Source organism: Thermodesulfobacteriota bacterium, from assembly GCA_040757775.1.
In the GTDB taxonomy this organism is placed as follows: domain Bacteria; phylum Desulfobacterota; class UBA8473; order UBA8473; family UBA8473; genus UBA8473.
The window spans coordinates 42304-61680 of sequence record JBFLWQ010000004.1; the positions used below are offsets into that span (position 1 = coordinate 42304).

15 protein-coding genes and 1 tRNA gene are annotated in these 19377 nt (G+C 45.5%); 10 read left to right on the forward strand and 6 right to left on the reverse strand.

The features are described 5' to 3' along the window. Positions 1 to 41 precede the first annotated feature (41 nt). From AB1401_03735 to AB1401_03750, 4 genes are all read left to right on the forward strand, one after another. Positions 42 to 117, forward strand: a tRNA-Asn gene (locus tag AB1401_03735). A gap of 244 nt (positions 118 to 361) precedes the next feature. After that, positions 362 to 1576: an efflux RND transporter periplasmic adaptor subunit gene (locus AB1401_03740; GenBank protein MEW6614566.1), complete on the forward strand. Its 1215-nt coding sequence runs from the start codon at positions 362 to 364 to the stop codon at positions 1574 to 1576. Between the two features lie 12 nt (positions 1577 to 1588). Beyond that, on the forward strand, positions 1589 to 4753 hold the full coding sequence (locus AB1401_03745) for an efflux RND transporter permease subunit (protein ID MEW6614567.1): 3165 nt from the start codon (positions 1589 to 1591) through the stop codon (positions 4751 to 4753). A 13-nt stretch (positions 4754 to 4766) separates the two neighbouring features. After that, positions 4767 to 6203: an efflux transporter outer membrane subunit gene (locus AB1401_03750; protein ID MEW6614568.1), complete on the forward strand. Its 1437-nt coding sequence runs from the start codon at positions 4767 to 4769 to the stop codon at positions 6201 to 6203. Positions 6204 to 6316: 113 nt separating this feature from the next. Here AB1401_03750 and AB1401_03755 read toward each other — a convergent pair whose 3' ends face one another. The 3 genes from AB1401_03755 to AB1401_03765 all read right to left on the reverse strand — a co-directional run bounded on the left by AB1401_03755 (position 6317) and on the right by AB1401_03765 (position 9545). Next, positions 6317 to 7363 carry a lipid A deacylase LpxR family protein gene (locus tag AB1401_03755; GenBank protein ID MEW6614569.1) on the reverse strand — a complete coding sequence of 349 codons (1047 nt, stop codon included), beginning with the start codon at positions 7361 to 7363 and terminating at the stop codon, positions 6317 to 6319. A 206-nt stretch (positions 7364 to 7569) separates the two neighbouring features. Next, positions 7570 to 7734 (reverse strand): hypothetical protein, encoded by a 165-nt coding sequence (locus AB1401_03760; protein MEW6614570.1) that lies wholly within the window; start codon positions 7732 to 7734, stop codon positions 7570 to 7572. A gap of 131 nt (positions 7735 to 7865) precedes the next feature. Then, positions 7866 to 9545 carry a methylmalonyl-CoA mutase family protein gene (locus tag AB1401_03765; protein MEW6614571.1) on the reverse strand — a complete coding sequence of 560 codons (1680 nt, stop codon included), beginning with the start codon at positions 9543 to 9545 and terminating at the stop codon, positions 7866 to 7868. Positions 9546 to 9878: 333 nt separating this feature from the next. On the opposite strand from AB1401_03765, the gene AB1401_03770 reads away from it, so the two are divergent. After that, positions 9879 to 11762, forward strand: coding sequence for an aldehyde ferredoxin oxidoreductase N-terminal domain-containing protein (locus AB1401_03770; GenBank protein ID MEW6614572.1), 1884 nt, complete (start codon positions 9879 to 9881; stop codon positions 11760 to 11762). A 14-nt stretch (positions 11763 to 11776) separates the two neighbouring features. Here the strand turns inward: AB1401_03770 and AB1401_03775 are convergent, their stop codons facing one another. Beyond that, positions 11777 to 12535: a 3-oxoacyl-ACP reductase family protein gene (locus AB1401_03775; protein ID MEW6614573.1), complete on the reverse strand. Its 759-nt coding sequence runs from the start codon at positions 12533 to 12535 to the stop codon at positions 11777 to 11779. Positions 12536 to 12646: 111 nt separating this feature from the next. Beyond that, positions 12647 to 12814, reverse strand: a complete 168-nt coding sequence (locus AB1401_03780) for a hypothetical protein (GenBank protein MEW6614574.1) — start codon at positions 12812 to 12814, stop codon at positions 12647 to 12649. Positions 12815 to 13124: 310 nt separating this feature from the next. Between AB1401_03780 and AB1401_03785 the strand changes: the two genes are divergently transcribed. The 4 genes from AB1401_03785 (at position 13125) to AB1401_03800 (ending at position 14861) form a co-directional block, all read left to right on the forward strand. Continuing rightward, the gene (locus AB1401_03785) at positions 13125 to 13358 is read left to right on the forward strand and encodes an AtpZ/AtpI family protein (protein MEW6614575.1); all 234 of its coding nucleotides are present in this window, start codon (positions 13125 to 13127) and stop codon (positions 13356 to 13358) included. A gap of 4 nt (positions 13359 to 13362) precedes the next feature. After that, on the forward strand, positions 13363 to 13734 hold the full coding sequence (locus AB1401_03790) for an ATP synthase subunit I (GenBank protein MEW6614576.1): 372 nt from the start codon (positions 13363 to 13365) through the stop codon (positions 13732 to 13734). 15 nt (positions 13735 to 13749) lie between these two features. Then, positions 13750 to 14460 carry a F0F1 ATP synthase subunit A gene (atpB, locus tag AB1401_03795; GenBank protein ID MEW6614577.1) on the forward strand — a complete coding sequence of 237 codons (711 nt, stop codon included), beginning with the start codon at positions 13750 to 13752 and terminating at the stop codon, positions 14458 to 14460. Between the two features lie 71 nt (positions 14461 to 14531). Continuing rightward, positions 14532 to 14861 carry an ATP synthase F0 subunit C gene (locus AB1401_03800; protein MEW6614578.1) on the forward strand — a complete coding sequence of 110 codons (330 nt, stop codon included), beginning with the start codon at positions 14532 to 14534 and terminating at the stop codon, positions 14859 to 14861. Positions 14862 to 14996: 135 nt separating this feature from the next. On the opposite strand, the gene uvrA is transcribed toward AB1401_03800, so the two are convergent. Next, entirely contained in the window at positions 14997 to 17813 is a 2817-nt protein-coding gene (gene uvrA, locus AB1401_03805) for an excinuclease ABC subunit UvrA (protein ID MEW6614579.1), read from the reverse strand. 197 nt (positions 17814 to 18010) lie between these two features. On the opposite strand from uvrA, the gene AB1401_03810 reads away from it, so the two are divergent. Next, entirely contained in the window at positions 18011 to 19321 is a 1311-nt protein-coding gene (locus tag AB1401_03810; protein ID MEW6614580.1) for a phosphoglycerate kinase, read from the forward strand. The last annotated feature ends 56 nt before the right edge of the window (positions 19322 to 19377 follow it).

A 19377-nucleotide genomic window follows, 5' to 3' on the forward strand; every position in this document is an offset into this window, starting at 1 on the left:
ATCCGTTTTCTTATTCTGTAACTGTATTGGTTGCTTATTACTCCCCGGTAGCTCAACCGGCAGAGCGGGTGGCTGTTAACCACTAGGTCGTAGGTTCGAATCCTACCCGGGGAGCCAAAATTCAATCCGCTGATCTCGGTGGTTCTGTATTTAACACAAGACCCCAAAGGATGATCTTCTTGGGGTCTTATCGTTTTCACTGTATTTACACCAAGTTACACCACTCCCCTTGTCATCCTGCCTTGAGGGACTTTTAAAAAATTCTAAGATTTTTTATATTTTTGCTTGACAACATAAAATCATATTCTATAGGGTGAATGGTAACTTAATACGTTCATAATTGAAAATAGGAGATTTTCTTATGCAAATAAATGGAACTGTCTATAAACCCCCTAAATGGAGTGTATTCCTGATAGCCCTGTTCGGCTGTCTTTTGCTGACCGCTTGCAACCGTCGGCAGCAACCCCCGCCGCCCCCTGTTGCCGAGGTTGCCACAGTGACTATTGAGCCGCGGCAGGTCGAGCTGACCACCGAACTGCCTGGTCGTACGTCCGCCTACCGCACTGCGGAAATCAGACCTCAAGTAAGCGGCATCATCCAGAAACGACTGTTTACGGAAGGCACCAATATAAAGACAGGTGAAGTACTATATCTGATCGATCCCGCGCCCTTTCAGGCAGCGCTTGACAATGCAAGTGCCGCCCTCGGCAGGGCTGAGGCAAATCTGCCTGCCATACGGTTAAGAGCCAAACGCTACAGGGAATTGTTAGCCGAAAAAGCGGTCAGCCAGCAGGATTACGATGACGTGGCAGCTGCTTTGAAACAGACCGAAGCCGACATCAGGTATTGGAAAGCAACATTGGAGACGGCCCGTATCAATATGGCATACACGCATATTACTGCCCCCATCTCCGGACGCATTGGCAGATCCAACGTGAACGAAGGCGCTATCGTAATGGCATATCAGCCTGTGGCACTGGCAACTATTCAACAACTTGACCCTATTTACGTAGATGTACCCCAATCCACCATCGAACTGCTTCGGTTGAAACGCCGTCTGGAGGAAGGCAATCTTAGTCAAAATGGGAAAAAGCAAAACAAGGTTCGGATCATCCTGGAAGACGCCACGGCATATCCAATGGAAGGAATTCTTCAGTTCCGGGATGTAACGGTAGAACCGACCACAGGTTCTGTTATCCTGCGGGTTGTAGTTCCCAACCCAAACACTGTCCTCCTGCCAGGTATGTTCCTACGGACATTAATTAAGGAAGGCGTCAGTGAACATGCCATTCTGATTCCTCAGCAGGCCGTGTTGCGTGATCCAAAAGGGAATCCGCAGGTTCTGATCATTGATGTTAAAGGTAGAGTCCAGCAGCGCATGCTCACGATTGATCGCGCCATTGGCGACAAATGGCTCGTTACATCAGGTCTTGCAAAAGGCGATCGGGTTATAATCGAGGGCATCCAAAAAGTGCGTCCTGGAGCACCCGTGCAGGTTGTTCCTTTTGAAGCCGACTCTTATAAAAGTGGTGCCAAACCTGAAACAGGGCACAGGCAGTCCCGAAATCGAAACTGACGGAGGAGTGTGATGTTATCAAAATTTTTTCTGGACCGTCCGGTCTTCGCATGGGTCATCGCCATTATCATAATGGCAGCAGGGGGACTTGCGATCTACAATCTGCCCGTGTCTCAGTACCCTCCCATCGCTCCCCCGTCGATCTACATTCAGTCCTTTTACCCCGGAGCATCGGCGGAGACAGTGGAAAACAGCGTAACCCAGATCATCGAGCAGAAAATGACCGGTCTTGACAGAATGATCTACCTGTCTGCCACCAGTGATTCGGCAGGTGCTTCCCGCGTTGAGTTGACCTTTGCTCCTGGAACCGATCCGGACCTTGCCTGGGCCAAAGTGCAAAATAAGCTTCAACTTGCCATGGCGAGCCTGCCCGAGGTGGTCCAGCGTCAGGGCGTCACCGTAGGGAAGGCCACCAGAAACTACCTGATGATCGTGGGACTGATTTCGGAAGACGGCAGCATGGACGGCACTGACTTAAGGGACTATGCCCAATCCAACCTGGAAAAAGTACTGGCGAGGGTTCCCGGTGTAGGCGAGGTAGAAAACTTCGGGACCCAGTATGCCATGCGCATCTGGCTGAACCCCAGCAAGCTCACTGATTATCACCTGACAATAGAAGATGTTATAGCGGCACTTCAGATATACAACGTGGAGGTCTCAGCCGGCCAGTTCGGCGGGGCACCGGCAATTAAAGGTCAACGCCTGAACGCCTCTATCATCGTCCAGAGCATGCTTAAGACCCCTGATGAATTTGCCGCCATTCCCATTCGCGTTAATCCAGACGGTTCTATCTTACGGATCAGGGATGTGGGACGAACGGAACTGGGAACCGATTCCTACGACGTCGAAGTCTATCACAACGGTAAATCTTCTGCCGGTATGGCCATCCGGCAGGCAGCTGGCGCAAATGCTCTGGATACAGCCGATGCAGTCAAAGCGAAAATGAAGGAGATGAGCCGATACTTCCCTCAGGGGATGAAGGTCGTCTATCCCTATGACACTACCCCCTTCGTCAAGGTGGCCATCGACGAGGTGGTCAAAACCCTCCTCGAGGCAATATTGCTTGTTTTTCTGGTTATGTGGTTATTCATGGGGAATATCCGGGCTACCCTGATCCCGACCATCGCTGTACCGGTAGTAATTCTGGGGACATTCGCCGTGCTTAGTCTATTCGGGTTCTCCATCAATATGCTGACTATGTTTGCCATGGTGCTCTCCATCGGTCTTCTGGTGGACGATGCCATCGTTGTAGTCGAAAATGTGGAGAGGATCATGAGCGAGGAAGGGCTTTCTCCAAGGGAAGCCACCCGCAAAGGCATGGAACAAATCACCAGCGCCCTGATCGGTATTGGGCTTGTGCTCTCGGCAGTGTTCGGTCCGATGGCATTTTTTGGTGGTTCTACAGGGGTTATCTATCGCCAGTTTTCCGTGACTATTGCATCATCCATGCTGCTTTCGGTGCTGGTGGCTCTCATCCTGACACCCGTTCTGTGCGCATCTCTCCTAAAACCGGTAGCGGCCGGGCATGAACCGGCACAAAATGCGATTTTCTTCCTTCGCCCCTTTTTCCTTTGGTTTGACCGAATCTTTTTCCGCTTCAGAGACTTTTATGTAAGGCTGGTCGGACATTCCCTTTCCAGAAAACTGCGCTATGTCTTAGCTTTTGTTCTGATTGTAACAGCGATGGGATTCCTTTTCCTGAGGATGCCCACAAGCTACCTCCCGGATGAAGACCAGGGAATCCTGCTCGCCCAGGTCATGTTGCCGACGGGCTCCACCATGGAACAGACTCAGAAGGTAGTGGATGAAGTACGGCAATATTTCCAGGAGAACGAAAAAGAGGCAGTGGAATCCTGTATGACAATTTGCGGTTTCGGCTATTCAGGCAGGGTTCAGACTAACGGCATGGTATTCATCAAACTCAAGGACTGGAAGCTCCGCAACCGTTCTGATTTGAGGGTAAATGCAATTGCGGAACGCGCAATGAAGGCCTTTTCTCAAATCCGCAAGGCACTGGTATTCGCTTTTCCCCCGCCTTCTGTGATCGAACTGGGCAACGCCACCGGATTTGATTTCCGGCTGCTGGATAGGGGCGGACTTGGTCACGAAAAGCTGATGCAGGCCCGCAACAAGTTCCTAGGTATGGCGGCACATGACTCCAGATTAACGAAGGTTCGGCCTAACGGTATGGAAGATGTACCAGAATACCGAATCGATGTGGACTGGGAAAAAGCCGGGGCTCTCGGGGTTCCCATTACCTCCATTCATAACACCATCTCAGCGGCCTTCGGCAGTGCCTATGTAAATAACTTTATCCAGGGCGGCAGGGTGAAGCGGGTGTTTGTCCAGGCGGACGCTCCCTACCGTATGCTGCCCAAGGACATAGAAAAGCTCTACGTACGCAATACCTCGGGCAAAATGGTCCCCTTTTCTTCCTTTGCTTCCAGCCACTGGACCAGCGGTTCACCGAGGTTGGAGCGCTACAATGGCTTTCCATGCATAAATATCTGGGGTGAGCCGGCACTGGGGAAGAGTTCCGGTGAAGCGATGAATGCTATGGAAGAGATCGTTTTAAAAATGCCGCAGGGAATCGGCTTCGAGTGGAGCGGTCTATCTTTCCAGCAACGGATGGCAACGTCTCAGGCACCTCTGTTGTATGCCTTTTCCGTTTTCGCGATATTCCTGTGTCTCGCTGCACTTTATGAGAGCTGGCCTATTCCCCTTTCGATTCTCCTGGCTATGCCTCTGGGGGTCATCGGTGGTGTAATAGCCTCGTCGCTTAGGGGATTACCCAATGACGTCTATTTTCAGATCGGGCTCCTGACCACCCTGGGGCTGACAACCAAAAACGCCATCCTGATCGTCCAGTTCGCCAAGGCGAGAGTAGAAGAAGGAAGGGGGCTAATCGAGGCAACGCTGGAAGGGACAAAATTACGATTCCGCCCGATCATGATGACCTCGCTGGCCTTCGGCTTTGGCGTCCTGCCCCTGACATTGAACAAGGGAGCAGGAGCAGGGGCTATGAACGCGATCGGCACCTCCGTACTAGGGGGAATGATCACCGGCACCATTCTGGTTATCCTCTTTGCCCCGCTCTTCTATGTATTGATTGAAAAGTTATTGGGTAAAAAAAGGAAGGAATATAAACCGGTAAAGACCACCGAGATAAATCCATGAGGGGATCAGCAACATGAACAGACACCTTTTTATTTTAGTGATTGGAATTTATATCTTGCTGACAGGCTGCAATCTGGCACCGAAATACACAAAGCCCGAAGCCCCGATCCCTGCCGACTGGCCGACCGGTGCGGCGTACCAGAAAACCAAAGCTATGCCCGGCACACTCACGGCAACGAAGATACAATGGCGGGAGTTTTTCAGCGATGAACGGCTTCAAAAGGTCATCAAGACGGCTCTGAACAATAACCGTGACCTGCAGCTTGCTTCCTTGAATGTGCAGAAAGCACAGGCAATTTACGGTATCCGGCGGGCAGATCTTTTTCCGGCGTTCAGCACATCTGCAACCGGAAGCAAACAACGCGTACCGGCTGATCTTTCATCCAGTGGACAAGCCAGTATATCAGAACGATATGACGTCAATCTGGGTGTAATTTCATGGGAGGTCGATTTCTTCGGCCGTATCCGTAACCTGAAGGATCGGGCGCTGGAAGAGTTCATGGCAACGAAGCAGGCACACCGCAGCGCGCAGATCTTATTGGTGTCCGCAGTTGCAAATGCTTACCTGACCCTGGCAGCGGACAGGGAAATCCTCAAACTGGCTGAGTCTACCCTTGGAACCCAGAAGACTGCTTACAATTTAATTCAACGGCGCTTTGAAGTCGGATTAACGACCGAACTTGATCTTCGCCAGGCTCAGACGAGAGTTGATGCAGCACGGGTAGACGTCGCCCGCTATACGCAATTGGTGGCGCTGGATGAAAATGCACTGAATCTTTTGGTAGGCTCTTCGGTGCCGGGCAAGCTCTTACCCCCAGACCTGAACAGCATCAACCCTCCAAAAGAAATTTCTCCAGGCACATCTTCCGAGGTTCTCCTATACCGGCCTGATATTCTGGCAGCAGAACACCAGCTCAAAGCAGCCAATGCCAACATCGGCGCCGCCCGGGCAGCCTTCTTTCCCCGGATTTCGCTGACAACATCTGTCGGAACTGCGAGCAGCGAGCTATCCGGGCTCTTCAGCCCCGGTTCGGAAGCATGGGCTTTCTCTCCCAGTATCATTATGCCCATTTTTGACGCCCGGACATGGTCAGCGTTACGGGCAATCAAAGTGGAAAGAAAAATCGCCCTGGTACAATATGAGAAGGCCATTCAGAATGCCTTCAGGGAAGTGGCAGATACCCTTGCCGTCCGGGGGACGATTGACGAACAGCTATCGGCACAACAATCTCTGGTCAACGCTGTTGCGAAAACCTACCGCCTCTCCAATGCTCGTTATACCAGGGGAATCGACAGCTACCTGGGAGTACTCGATGCACAGCGCTCACTCTATGCGGCACAGCAGGGGCTTATTTCCCTGATCTTTGCCAAACTTGCAAATCAGGTAAGGCTTTATGGGGTATTGGGCGGAGGCGTTGACCAGCCTATGACAGACCAGGGTGGATTATAAACTCCACTATCCCCTTTACTCATACCGCAATGCCTCGATCAGGTCCAGCCGGGCATTATATTTCCCTCCCATTTTCCGTTGCTGAATTTGCATTTACAGATATATTCCTGGATTTAAAACGTGATCGAGACGGAAATCGCTCCGAAATGCTGTTCTTCCTTCTGGGTATCGAATTCCTTCGTCCGGTAAACGTAGGAATAGGTTATCTTGAAGCGGTAGATGATCATCCCGACTCCACCAATAAAATCGGCTACCAATGGCTTTTTGTCAACGCTGTGGCTGTCCCGGAAGGTGTTCCCGTCAAGGAAGATGTTCCGGGCTACCGCGTTGCCGTCTACTGCAAAGAAGAGATGGATACCAAAACGGCGAAAAAAGCGTGGGTCTCCATCGTTTACGGGAGCGCTGCTATCTGAACCAGGGCGGATGAGATAGGTTCCGAAATCATTCGGGAGGTTCCAGCCTAAACGCACCTGGCCGCCCAGATTAGCTCCAGTGTAAATATTCCCCATAGCAATTCCCATGTGAGGGATACAGTCGAATCCGAGACTCCCCGCTACTTTGGTTTGCAACACCTTCCACTTGCGTTCAAAATAAATGTTCAGCACGGGTTCATCGTGGAGCTGATTCTCCCAGCCCTTGGGGTCAACCGAACCGATCCAATTGTGGACCACTTTCTGGCAATCTTCGGCATAGGAATGCCGGCCGACAATGCCAAGATCGAGTTCGAAGGTATCCATTTGCCGCTGGTTTTTGCTGTGCAGCCCCAGCCCCAGATATGTAATCCCGGCATAAGGCCGGTCATTCCGAATCAGGTCGCTCCGTTCTTTGTCCTCCGGGGTGTAGATGTTCTGCCCCAAAGAAAGGGAAACCATACGCTGGCGTTCCGGATCGTTGATAAACGGCATCCGTTCAATTAACCAATACACCCACGACGGCACAATCACAACGTCGTGATAGCTCGAAATATCCCGGGAAATCCAAGAGATCTTCGTCCCATGGGTGTAATAGCGGTCATTGTTGTCGGAGGCAAAGAGATCGTTTTCCAGATAAAGGGTGAGAGTATCCGACCTCCTCGCTTTTTCGTCTCCGGCAACGGATGGCTGTGACAGGAAGAAAAGTATGAGTATCAAGGCAAGTGCCAGAAACGGTTTTGCCTTCATTTCATAGTATCCTTCGGTATTTTCACGATTCTCTGTTCCCCCTCTGTTTTTTCTCCTTGCCCCCTAACCCATCTTATTTTTTGCCCTTTCCACTCAAAAGCGAAGTCTTATCAAATCACCTAAGAGCATCTGAAGGGCTAATCCATAGGTGGTTTTCCCACCTCTTATATCAGTCTGATTAACTTTAGATGAAACTTATACTCTCTCTATTCGATACCAGCCGGGTTCTCTTGTGCCCCATCACGAATTGCACGGATACCTGCCAGCGAGAATCTGACCACATGGTCGGCAAATGCTTTAATATCGTCTATCCTCGGGGGATCGTATTTCTCCCCCTCTTTTTCCTTAAAATGCTCATTTGAAAATGTCAAGCGATTTTGAAAAAAAATTCTCCTCTACCCTGGAACCAAGGATAGAGGAGATAATATAAGATATTATACGGATGGAGGTAAAAAAGTCTTCGGAAAAAAGGCAGTCGCAGGAGGGAGGAGGGATGAAGATTCTAAAAAGGAAACTCCCTTTCCCTTTCCCGATCATAATCTAACCCGTCGTTCATCCTCATAACACCGATTATCTCTGCAAAGGTAGCATCGGCTTCCAGTGCCTCGTAAACGTAAGGAACGAGATTTGTTTCGGGTTCAGATGCTGCCTTTTGTAATTTTTTGATCTTTCCCTTGAGGTTTTTGTAATTCCTTTTTTCTTTAAATTTCCGATAGTTCTCTAAGTACTCATCCACATCTGAATTATCAGGAGCATATAGCTGAGGTTTGAAATCCTCTTCGGGTGGTATCTGGAAACGGTTCACACCTACAACAACCCGCTCACCGTTATCAATCTTTCTCTGAATATCCAGTAATCCCTTCTTTACCTCTTCATGAATCCAGCCACTCTTCAATGCCGCCATCCAGCCGCCCAAATCTTCTATTTTGTCAACCAGTTCTTGAATTTCTTCCTCAAACTTTGAGGTTAACCACTCAACATAATAGGAACCTGCTAATGGGTCGGCAACACTTGTAGTCCCTGACTCGTAACGTAGTACCTGCTGGGTCCTTATCGCTATTCTTTCTGCTTCCTCAGTCGGAGTGGACCATGCTTCGTCATAACAGGCAACCTGAATCCCCATGCAACCACCAAGAATGCCAGCCAAAGCCCCTATGGCACCTCGTGCGATGTTGACGAGTGGTTGTTGACGGGTACAAAAAGTGCCCACTATATTCCCATGAGCTCGCAGACACATAGCCTTGGGGTCTGTAGCCCCCCACTTTTCTTTCATGGTTCGCGCCCATATCTTTCGGGCAGCCCTTAGTTTGGCTATATGTTCAAAGAAGTCCCGATCTAAACCAACTGTTGGGCTTAAACCACGACCTATAGCATTTATGTCAACACCCCTCCTGAGTATCTCTCGGATCAGTTCATCCCGACAGGCAATTATGAATGCAATTTCCTGAACTGCGTTTGCACCTGACTCGCAGAAGGCAGCTCCGTCAGCATACCATATGTTCCACTTCGGCAAATTCCTCAGTATATACTCACAGAAATCATTACCCCATCTTGCCAGTGTAGAAAATCTGCCATCAGTATAAAGGACTTCAGGCCAACTCGGCGTGTAAACAAGAAGATGAAGGTATAATGCCGAATGAACTACTCTGAGATCGCTGATATCATAGCCCCGCCTCTTGGCTGTCAATATATATGCCTGGGATAGTGCAGGGAGGGGATAATTCCAGCACATGCTTAACGCATCCATCGGCAGCCCCTCAGTCATAGCCTCAACATCCCTCAAATTATGTAAAGCTACACCGCAAACCCCAAATTGACCCTCAGCATATGGCTGGTCAGGTTCGATACCATACCATGTTGGAGTATCCATTTCACAATCCACGGCATTTGCGCCGTGCGATAGTACAAACTTGAGCCTCTCATTCTGTCTTTTTGGTGTTGATAAACCAATTATCTGTCTGATATTCCAGAGTTTACCCCTGTACATTTGGGGATGATGACCTCTGGTAAAGGGATATTGACCGGGGAGACCAATATCCTTGTCGAAGTCGATTTGTGAGATATCATCCGGGGTATATACCTCTTTGACTGGGATACCTGAAGGAGTAGTGAAATCAGTGACTGCTTCCCGGTATGCTTCTTCGATCTTTTTTGCTGTGATTTTCTTAGATTGAGTGCTCATCGAAATGTCCTTTCTATGACTTGAAGGTTAAAAAAGTAAACTACCTTTCGATACTCTAGATTACCCAGCAAGGTAGCAAAGGTCAAGATAAATTTTTTCCCTGCAAAACTTTCTCTTTCTCTCCAGCGAGAATTTTGGTAGTATGTACCTATTCCTGTCATTGCGAACCCCGACAACTCGGGGTGAAGCAATCCCATCCTTTACAACAGCAGACTTAAGTGTGCTGTTGTAGGGGCTGTTCGCCTATGGCGAACTCCTCGCAAAGACATTTTACTTATTCGTTTGTGTCTCTTTGAGGCATGTAAGTTTCATTTATATAAGGAGGCTTATATTATGTCCCACTTAAAAGGCTATGCAGGCAGCATCTTAAGAATAGACCTTTCAGCAAGGAAAATATATAAGACACCAACTATAGAATATGCTGATCTTTTTATAGGTGGAAGGGGTGTTGGGTGCAAAATCTATTGGGATGAGGTGCCTCCTGAAGCAGACGCCTTTCATCCTGAAAACCGTATGATCTTTCTAACAGGCCCCCTTTGTGGTATCCCTGGATTCGCTGGTGCAAGATGGCAGGTTTGTGCCAAATCACCACTTAATAACCGTTTTTCCTATTGCAACCTGGGTGGTTCCTGGGGTGTGTACCTTAAGTTCGCTGGTTACGATGCCCTTGTGGTTAACGGTAAGGCAGATATGCCCGTATATCTATACATTAACAATGATGTTGTAGAGATAAGGGATGCAGGTCGCTTTTGGAGCAAGGGTGCTATAGATACCAGGGAGGCTTTAAAAAAGGAGTTGGGTAATTCCTTCAGGATAGTTTCCATAGGCCCGGCTGGGGAAAACAGGGTAACCTTTGCTATACTCCTGGCAGACAATGATGCTACAGGCGGAAGCGGCTTAGGGGCAGTGATGGGATCGAAAAGCCTTAAGGCTATAGCTGTCTATGGAAAAGGCAAGGTTGATGTTGCCTCACCAGAAAGGGTAAAAGGGCTGAAAAAAAGGGTTTCTGAGCTTACCAGGGGTATGATGCTGTCACTTCCAACTGTTTTTGCTTCTGATAAGATCAGGAAGGACTCATGTTACGGCTGTACCCATGAGTGTATTCGGAGTGTCTTCCACGGGAAGAGCGGCAGAAAGGGTAAGTTTATGTGCCAGGCTGCCCTCTTTTATCAGACCCGTGCACAACGTTATTACGGAGAAGATAACGAGGTTCCATTTGAAGCCGCCAAGCTCTGCGACAATTACGGCATCGATACCCATCCTGTTGAAACTATGATCATGTGGTTGAGCAGGTGTTATAATGCCAACGTCTTAAATGAGGAGCAGGCAGGCATTCCCCTTTCCAGGATAGGGAGCATTGAATTTATTGAGAAGCTTGTTAGAGACATATCCCGAAGGGACGGGTTTGGTGATCTCCTTGCAAATGGAACCCACAGGGCAGCCGAGGCATTGGGTCCCCCTGCAAAGAATCTTATTAAAGACTATATTACAAGAACAGGGTATAATCCTGTTTATGGGGCAAGGATGTTTATCACTACAGCACTGTTCTACGCGATGGAGCCGAGGCTTCCCATACAACAACTCCACGAAATAAGTATTCTGGGTATGTTGTGGGCTGCTCAGGCTAAGGGATACGATGATAATTACATTACCTCTCGGGTTTTCAGAGCCATTGGAGACCGCTTCTGGGGAAGTGAGATTGCTGCCGATTTCTCTACTTATGAGGGAAAGTCCCTTGCCGCTGCCAGGATTCAGGATCGCCAGTATGCAAAGGAAAGTTTGATACTCTGTGATTTTATCTGGCCAATTATGCATACCGGGATTACAGATGATCATGTGGGGGATCCCACCCTTGAGAGCAAGGTTTACTCTGCCGTTACAGGAAGGGAGATAGATGAAAAAGGACTTTACATGATAGGGGAGCGGATATTCAATCTTCAGAGGGCTATCCTTGTCAGAGAAGGACATAAAGGAAGGGAAGACGATACCCTGGAGGAGTTCAATTTCACCATACCACTGAAGGGTGATTTTTTGAATGAAGACTGCCTGCTTCCCGGAGAAGACGGCAAACCCTTTTCCAGAAAGGGTATGGTGCTGGACAGAAAAGGATTCGAAAAGATGAAGGATGAATACTATAGTATCAGAGGTTGGGATGTCTCTACCGGTTTGCAGACACCGGGGAAACTCAGGGAACTCAAATTATTGACGGCTTTGTAAAAAGTTCATCAGATTTATGCCCATGCCCCCCCATTCACATAAATCGATTGAGCCGTAATATATGAGGAAGCGTCAGAGGCAAGAAAGACTACAGCTCCTACAATATCCTCGGGTTCAGCAATACGACCGAGTGGGATGCTGCCCGATATTCCCTTTGCTATATCCGGGTTCCTCCATAAGGGCTTACTAAAATCAGTTTTTGTTAAACCGGGTCCAACAGCGTTTACATTGATCTTGAACGGTGCCCATTCCAGTGCCATAGATTTGGTAAGCATTTTTAAGGCTGCCTTACTGGTACTGTATGCCCCCATGTTGTTCTCAGCCTTTTCTGCCCCAACCGTTGTTATATTTATGACCCTTCCACCTCCCTGTTCCTTCATCACCATGGCTGCCTCCCTGCTTAAGAGAAAGACTGCCTTTAGATTGGTATTGAATACCTTATCCCAGCCCTCTTCACGAAGCTCCATCAGTGGTCTCAAATAACTGGTGGCAGCGTTGTTTACCAGTATATCGATTCTTCCAAACTTCTCTCTGGTTTTTGCTACGAGGTTTTCGATATCCTCCTTTTTTGTTACATCTGCCACTATGGCAAGGGAGTCTCTCCCCATCTTTTTTATCTCCCCAGAAACCCCTTCCAGGTCAGGAAGATTCCGGCTACATACCACTACGTCTGCCCCAGCCTTTGCCAACCCTAAAGCTATAGCCCGTCCTATTCCTTTGCCTCCGCCTGTAACAATAGCTACCTTATTGTCTAATGAAAATTCTTGCAGCATTTAATTGTAACCTCCTCTCCTCTTTTCTCAGTTACTATAAATAGCATAAAAGCAAAGAGATGCCAATACCCAAAAATAGACATTGAATTGCTGTAGCCTGTATTTTATCCTTCAAAGGCTTTTAAAAATACCACCACGCTGACCCATCCGTCTTAACCAATCCCCTGTGGCATTAGAACCGGGCATGTTACATTCCGCATAAAGAACAAGCCCACTCCTCGGGGGCATCCTCTCTTCCGTTCTTTTTAACTTGAATCGCATTACCGTCTGTTGTATCATTGCTTAAACCCCTTTCTTTGTTTTTGGTTTCACCTGTTAGGTGAGATTAGTATCTCACTGAAACCTATAAACATAAAGGGGTTTCTTATGCCCTATGCAATTCAATGTCTATTTTAGGGATAGTAATAGGTGACTATGGGTCATGGAGATCTTAGGGCAATTCTAGAAATTTCTAGTTAAAGTTGTTGACAAAAATATAGTAGTGTGTTAAATGAAATGGCAAATGAATATTCATTCATTTTTGTTATTTTGTAATTTTTTTTTTAGGGCTTTCAAGCCTAATTGGCTGTAAGAGTTAGATAGCTGATCGATGAAGAATAAGAGAAAGCTTTTCAGACTGATCGGTAGATACAGTACAATTGGGCTGGAAATGGTTATCTCGGTTGTTATTGGTATCCTCTTTGGATGGTGGTTAGACAGGTTGTTCGATACTAAACCATGGTTAACAATGATCTTTATGTTGTTTGGTATTGTAGCAGGGTTCAGGAGTCTATTCAGGTTATTGAAGGATATAGAAAAGGATGGAGGAATCAGCCAGGAGTAATTGTGTGAATGAAGTTAAAGAAGAATCGAGACTTACTTCTATTCAGAGAAATAATATAATAATACTTCTGATTCTTACCTTGGGTAGCATAGTCTATAAATCATCTGCTGTTACTCTGGGAGTGTTTTTAGGAGGGGTTATAGTCATCCTGAATTTTTGGTTTCTCCGCAAGATTATTGAGGGTGGTTTTAAAAAGGGAGATAATGTTGCGGCTTTCGCATTGAGTTATTTTTTTAAATTTGCCGCCCTGGTTGCAATTATATTTGTGGTTATCTATTCTGGTATTGTGAATACGCTTGGTCTAATAATAGGGCTCTCAACAGTATTCATCGGTATTGCTCTGGACGGATTCGTTCAAGTATTAAAGAAACCATAGGGGAGAAAACAGATCATGGGACATGATTTTACATGGGTTTCAACATTTCCGTTTTTTCATTTTGTTACGTCTTTTTTAGGTCACGAACATGATGCCTTGGCTGTTTATCATGGAATACTGGTATTCTTGGTTCTAACTATTCTTGTACTTATAGGGTATGCAAGAAAATCTAAAAACCTTATTCCTGAAGGTAAAGCCAGTATCAGGAATTTTCTGGAGGTGCTTGTTGAAGCAGTTCTTGGTCTGGTAGAGAACACATTAGGGCACGAGGGAAGAAGGTTTTTACCTTTGATTGGTACCCTTGCCATATTTATATTGTTCTGTAACCTGTTGGGGCTTTTCCCAGGGTTTTTGCCGCCAACAGACAATATCAATACAACGGCAGCATGTGCACTAACTGTCTTCTTCTACTATCATTATGTAGGGATTAAGAGACATGGATGGAAGTATGTAAAACAGTTTACAGGGTCTTTTTGGCCGATAGCTCCGCTGATGTTTCCTATTGAGATTATAAGTCATTTAGCCCGTCCGTTATCATTGTCCCTCAGGTTATTTGGGAATATTACAGGAGATCATTTGGTTCTGGTTATATTTTCTGGTTTAATACCCCTGATTGTTCCAATCTTTGCATTGGGTCTTGGAATTTTTGTTTCCGTCATTCAATCTTTAGTGTTTATTCTTCTTTCAATGATGTACATATCAGGTGCTCTTGCTGAAGAACATTAAGGAGTGATAAAAGAGTAAGGTCTAAATGTTGTCCAGGATATTTAATCTCTAAATAGAAAGGAGGATTGCGGATGAGGCGAAGGGCAAGAATGATTTTGTTTCTTCTAGTTGTTACCTTGTTTTCCATTGTCCCTATGGCTTTTGCAGCAGAAGAAGGTGGGGTGCTGGATTCTACAGTGAAGAGTGCTATAGCCATAGCGAGTGGATTTGCCATTGGAATTGCCGCCTTCGGTGGTGGATTGGGGCAGGGTAGAGCCATTGCAGCCGGGCTTGAAGGTATTGCTAGGAATCCAGGTGCTTCAGGGCAGATAATGACGCCAATGATTATTGGTCTTGCTTTGATTGAGTCCCTGGTTATCTATGCTTTTGTAATATCCTTTATGCTGTATATGAAGCTGTAAATATGTTTAGTCCAATCATTGTTTTTTGTTCGTGATTGGACTGCTTTGAAGAAAGAAAAAATTAATAATTGATAATATAACCTGTTTGTTGGCTTTTAAGGCAGGTTTGGTGTGCCTTAAAAGCCAATACTAATTTTAGTTAATTACCTTTTTTAAAAACTGACCGGTATAAGATTCGCTTATGCATGTCAATTCTTCCGGGGTTCCACATGCCACTACTTCCCCACCTTTTTCTCCGCCTTCTGGCCCTAAATCAATTATAAAGTCTGCGGTTTTTATTACCTCAAGGTTATGCTCGATTACAATAACTGTATTTCCTGCATTAACCAGTTTATTTAAAACATGGAGTAACTTTTGAATATCAGCGAAATGAAGGCCTGTAGTTGGTTCATCCAGAATATAGAGGGTCTTCCCCGTGCTCTTTTTGCTTAATTCTTTTGCCAACTTTACCCTTTGAGCTTCTCCACCCGATAGGGTAGTAGCTGACTGCCCTAATTTTATATAATTTAAGCCCACGTCAGAAAGGGTTTGAAGTTTTGCCTTGATCTTTGGGACCCTGCTTAAAAAAGCAAATGCCTGATCTACCGTCATGTCTAAGATATCAGCAATATTTTTTCCTTTATACTGTATTTCTAATGTTTCCCTATTGTATCTTCTCCCCTTACATACCTCACAGGTAACATAAAGGTCAGGAAGGAAATGCATCTCGATCTTTATGGTTCCGTCACCTCTGCATGCTTCACACCTTCCTCCCTTAACATTAAAACTGTATCTTCCTGGCATATATCCCCGTGCTTTTGATTCTGGGAGTTTAGAGAATATATCTCGAATATGAGTAAAAACTCCGGTATAGGTAGCTGGATTAGAACGAGGGGTTCTTCCTATGGGGCTCTGGTCTATATCTATAACTTTATCTATGTATTCAATCCCTTCAATCTCCGCAACCTTTCCAGCTCGCTCTTTGGTATAGTGGAGTTTTTGAGCTAAAACCTTATATATTGTATCGATTACCAATGTACTTTTTCCTGAACCAGAAACTCCGGTTACGCAATTAAACAGTCCCAGGGGTATCTTAACTGATATATTTTTCAAGTTATTTTCAGTAGCTCCCCTCACAACTAAGTATCTTTTGTCATGCCTACGTCGTTTAACGGGTACTGGAATTGCTAACTCCCTTGAGAGGTACTTTCCTGTCAAAGAATTCTCATCTTTAACTATTTCCTGTGGTGTTCCGCAGAATACTACCATTCCACCATCAGTTCCTGCGCCTGGCCCCATATCCACAATATAATCAGATGAAAGAATGGTTTCTTCGTCGTGTTCTACAACCAGTACAGTGTTGCCTATATCACGTAGTCTCTTTAAAGTCTCAAGGAGTCTGATATTATCCCTTTGATGCAATCCTATACTGGGTTCGTCCAATATATAGAGAACTCCTACCAGACTAGAACCAATCTGAGTAGCAAGCCTGATGCGTTGTCCCTCTCCCCCAGATAGAGTAGCTGATGGCCGATCTAAGGTTAAATAGTCTACACCAACATTTATCAGGAACCCCAATCTTTCTCGAATCTCTTTTAATATTCGCTCTGCTATCTCCATATCCCGATCACTTAACCGAATATTAGAGAATAGTTTGGAAGCTTCTTTTATTGAGAGGTTCGTTATATCACATATTGACCTGCCGTCTACCTTAACGAAAAGACTCTCCTGACGTAATCTGTTTCCATTGCAGGTAGGACAGGGATGATTATTCATATACCTCTCTAATTCTTCTCGAATGAAGTCGGAATCGGTCTCTCTATATCGGCGTTCAAGGTTATTTATAATCCCTTCAAACTCTTTATAATGAAAGGTCTTCCGTCCATTTAATTCAAAGTAGAATTTTATCTTTTCCTCTCCGGAACCATGGAGAAGAGCGTGTTGAACTTCAGGAGATAAGTCCTTGAAGGGGGTGTATATATCTATCTTATAGTGTTCACTCAAGGCATCTAACATCTGATGGAAATAGCTAGAATTTTTCCTGGCCCAGGGCAAAATTGCTCCTTCCCTCAGCGACAAACCGGGGTTGGGTACGATAAGATCAGGGTCGAAGTGCATAGTAGTCCCTAATCCTCCACAAGTAGGACAGGCTCCGTAAGGGTTATTAAAGGAGAACATCCTTGGAGTTATTTCCGGGTAATTGATACCACAGTCTATACAGGCAAACTTTTCACTGAATGTTAGTTCCTTACCACCAATTATCTCTACTTTAACTATTCCTTCGGAGAGGTTAAGGGCAGTCTCCAGAGAGTCTGCAAGCCTCCTCTTTATATTTTCCTTAATGATAAGTCGGTCTATTATGGCATCTATATGGTGCTTCTTGTTTTTATCCAGGATGATATCTTCGCTAAGGTCTCTTACCTTTCCATCAATTTTAACCCTTACATAACCACCCTTTCGTAGTTGATTCAGCTCTTTTCTATATTCTCCCTTCCTTCCCCTGACTATTGGCGATAAGATGACGATCCTGGTTTCATCTGGTAACTCGATTATTTGGTCAACGATTTGCTGAACAGTTTGAGAGAGAATCTCTTTGCCACATTTATAACAGAAAGGTTTACCGACTCTAGCAAACAGTACTCGCAGATAGTCGTATATCTCGGTGACCGTTGCCACAGTGGAGCGAGGATTTTTACTAATGGCTTTTTGTTCGATAGAGATAGCGGGAGAAAGCCCCTCAATGGATTCTACGTCAGGCTTTTCCATCTGTTCCAAGAACTGCCGGGCATAAGCAGAAAGAGACTCCACATATCTTCGCTGTCCTTCAGCATAAATAGTATCGAATGCAAGTGTTGATTTTCCAGAACCGCTTAATCCTGTAATTACTACCAATTTATCTCTGGGAATATCAACATCAATATTCTTAAGATTATGTTCTCTGGCTCCTTTGATTATAATTTTGTTGCTTACCATGATTTTATAATCCTAAATTTTATCTTTAGGGTACCAGAATGAAGATAGGAGAACTTTTTATTCTAGTTTATACCTACTTAGATTGCAAAACAAATTTTTAAAATCTTCTTGATTTTGGAAGTAACTACAGATAATATGAAAAAAAGAGAAATATTTAATGTTAACCCATAGTTATCTTTTATGGAAAGGTGAAAAAGATGAAAAATGGTTTGGATACAAAACTTCCTTTAATACAAGATGCAAACCTTGATAGTAAAGTAGTTTTGCTAAGAGTTGACCATAATGTGGTAAAAGGAGGATTCATAAGAGATCCATACAGGATAGATAGCACATTGGGTACAATTTATAACATCGTGGAAAGGGGAGGGCGTCCTATCCTTATGACCCATGTGGGGAGGCCACGTAACAAAAAAACAGGAGAGATAAACTGTACCCCAGGCAATTCTGTAGACCCCATTGTAGAGTACCTGGAGCGCAAGCTGCACATAAAGTTTCATATACCAAAGTTCAATATAGATTCTGCCAAAGGGATTCCAGGTATAGATACATCTATAAATCTGGCGATAAAAGAATTAAGGAACAGAAATATAGGGGGCATTTATCTTCCAAATACCAGATGGTTCCAGGGAGAAGAGGGAGATGGAGATGTTCGGGAAAACTTTGCCTTACAGCTTGCAGGACTGGCAGATGTCTTTGTTAATGATGCCTTTGGGAGCTGGCAGCCCCATGCCTCAACATACGATATCACGAAACATTTACCTTCATTTGCTGGCTTTTTAATGCAGCAGGAGATAAAAAACCTGAGCTATGTATTAGAACCTACCAGACCATTTGTGGCCGTCGTTGCCGGTGCCAAGTATGATACCAAAATAGGACCATTAAAAGAAATCTACAAGAAAGTAGACCACCTTATACTAGGCGGTGTCATATACAGTACCTTTCTAAGTGCTAAGTATAAGGTGCAGATAGAGGGTATCCCCGAGTCAGATGTTATGGCGGCTGAGGATTTAGTTGAGACCGACAGAAAGAGCCACAAGATAATAGAACTGCCCTATGTGGTTGAATCAGATACCCTGGAAGGAAGGATTCCAGGGAAATACAGAACAATATCAATTCGGGATTTTAAGAAGGGAAAGAAAGTTGGCTACATATTGGATGTTGATCCTAAGTCCTTCGAGGACAAAAGGGTGTCAAGTTTTATAGGAGATGCAATGACTATTTTTGTAAACGCAGTGATGGGATTTACCCCTCATTTTACAGCCGGTTCAGAAGTGTTAGATAAAACTATTGATCAGAACAGTAAAGCAAGGAAGCTGTATGGGGGTGGAGATACATTACAAGAATTTAAAAACCTTTGTCCTGGGTTGTATCTGGCCGTTCTGGATGATGCACAGTATTACTTCTTCACAGGGGGAGGAAGTGTACTCAAGGCTATACAGGAAGGAAGTCCATATGGTATGGAACCCATAAGGGGACTGATAGAAAATGGTGGAAAGCCGCCCAGGTAAGGAATATTCATCTGAAGATAAAATGTGGATATTATATTCCCTCTTAGTGAAGTTTC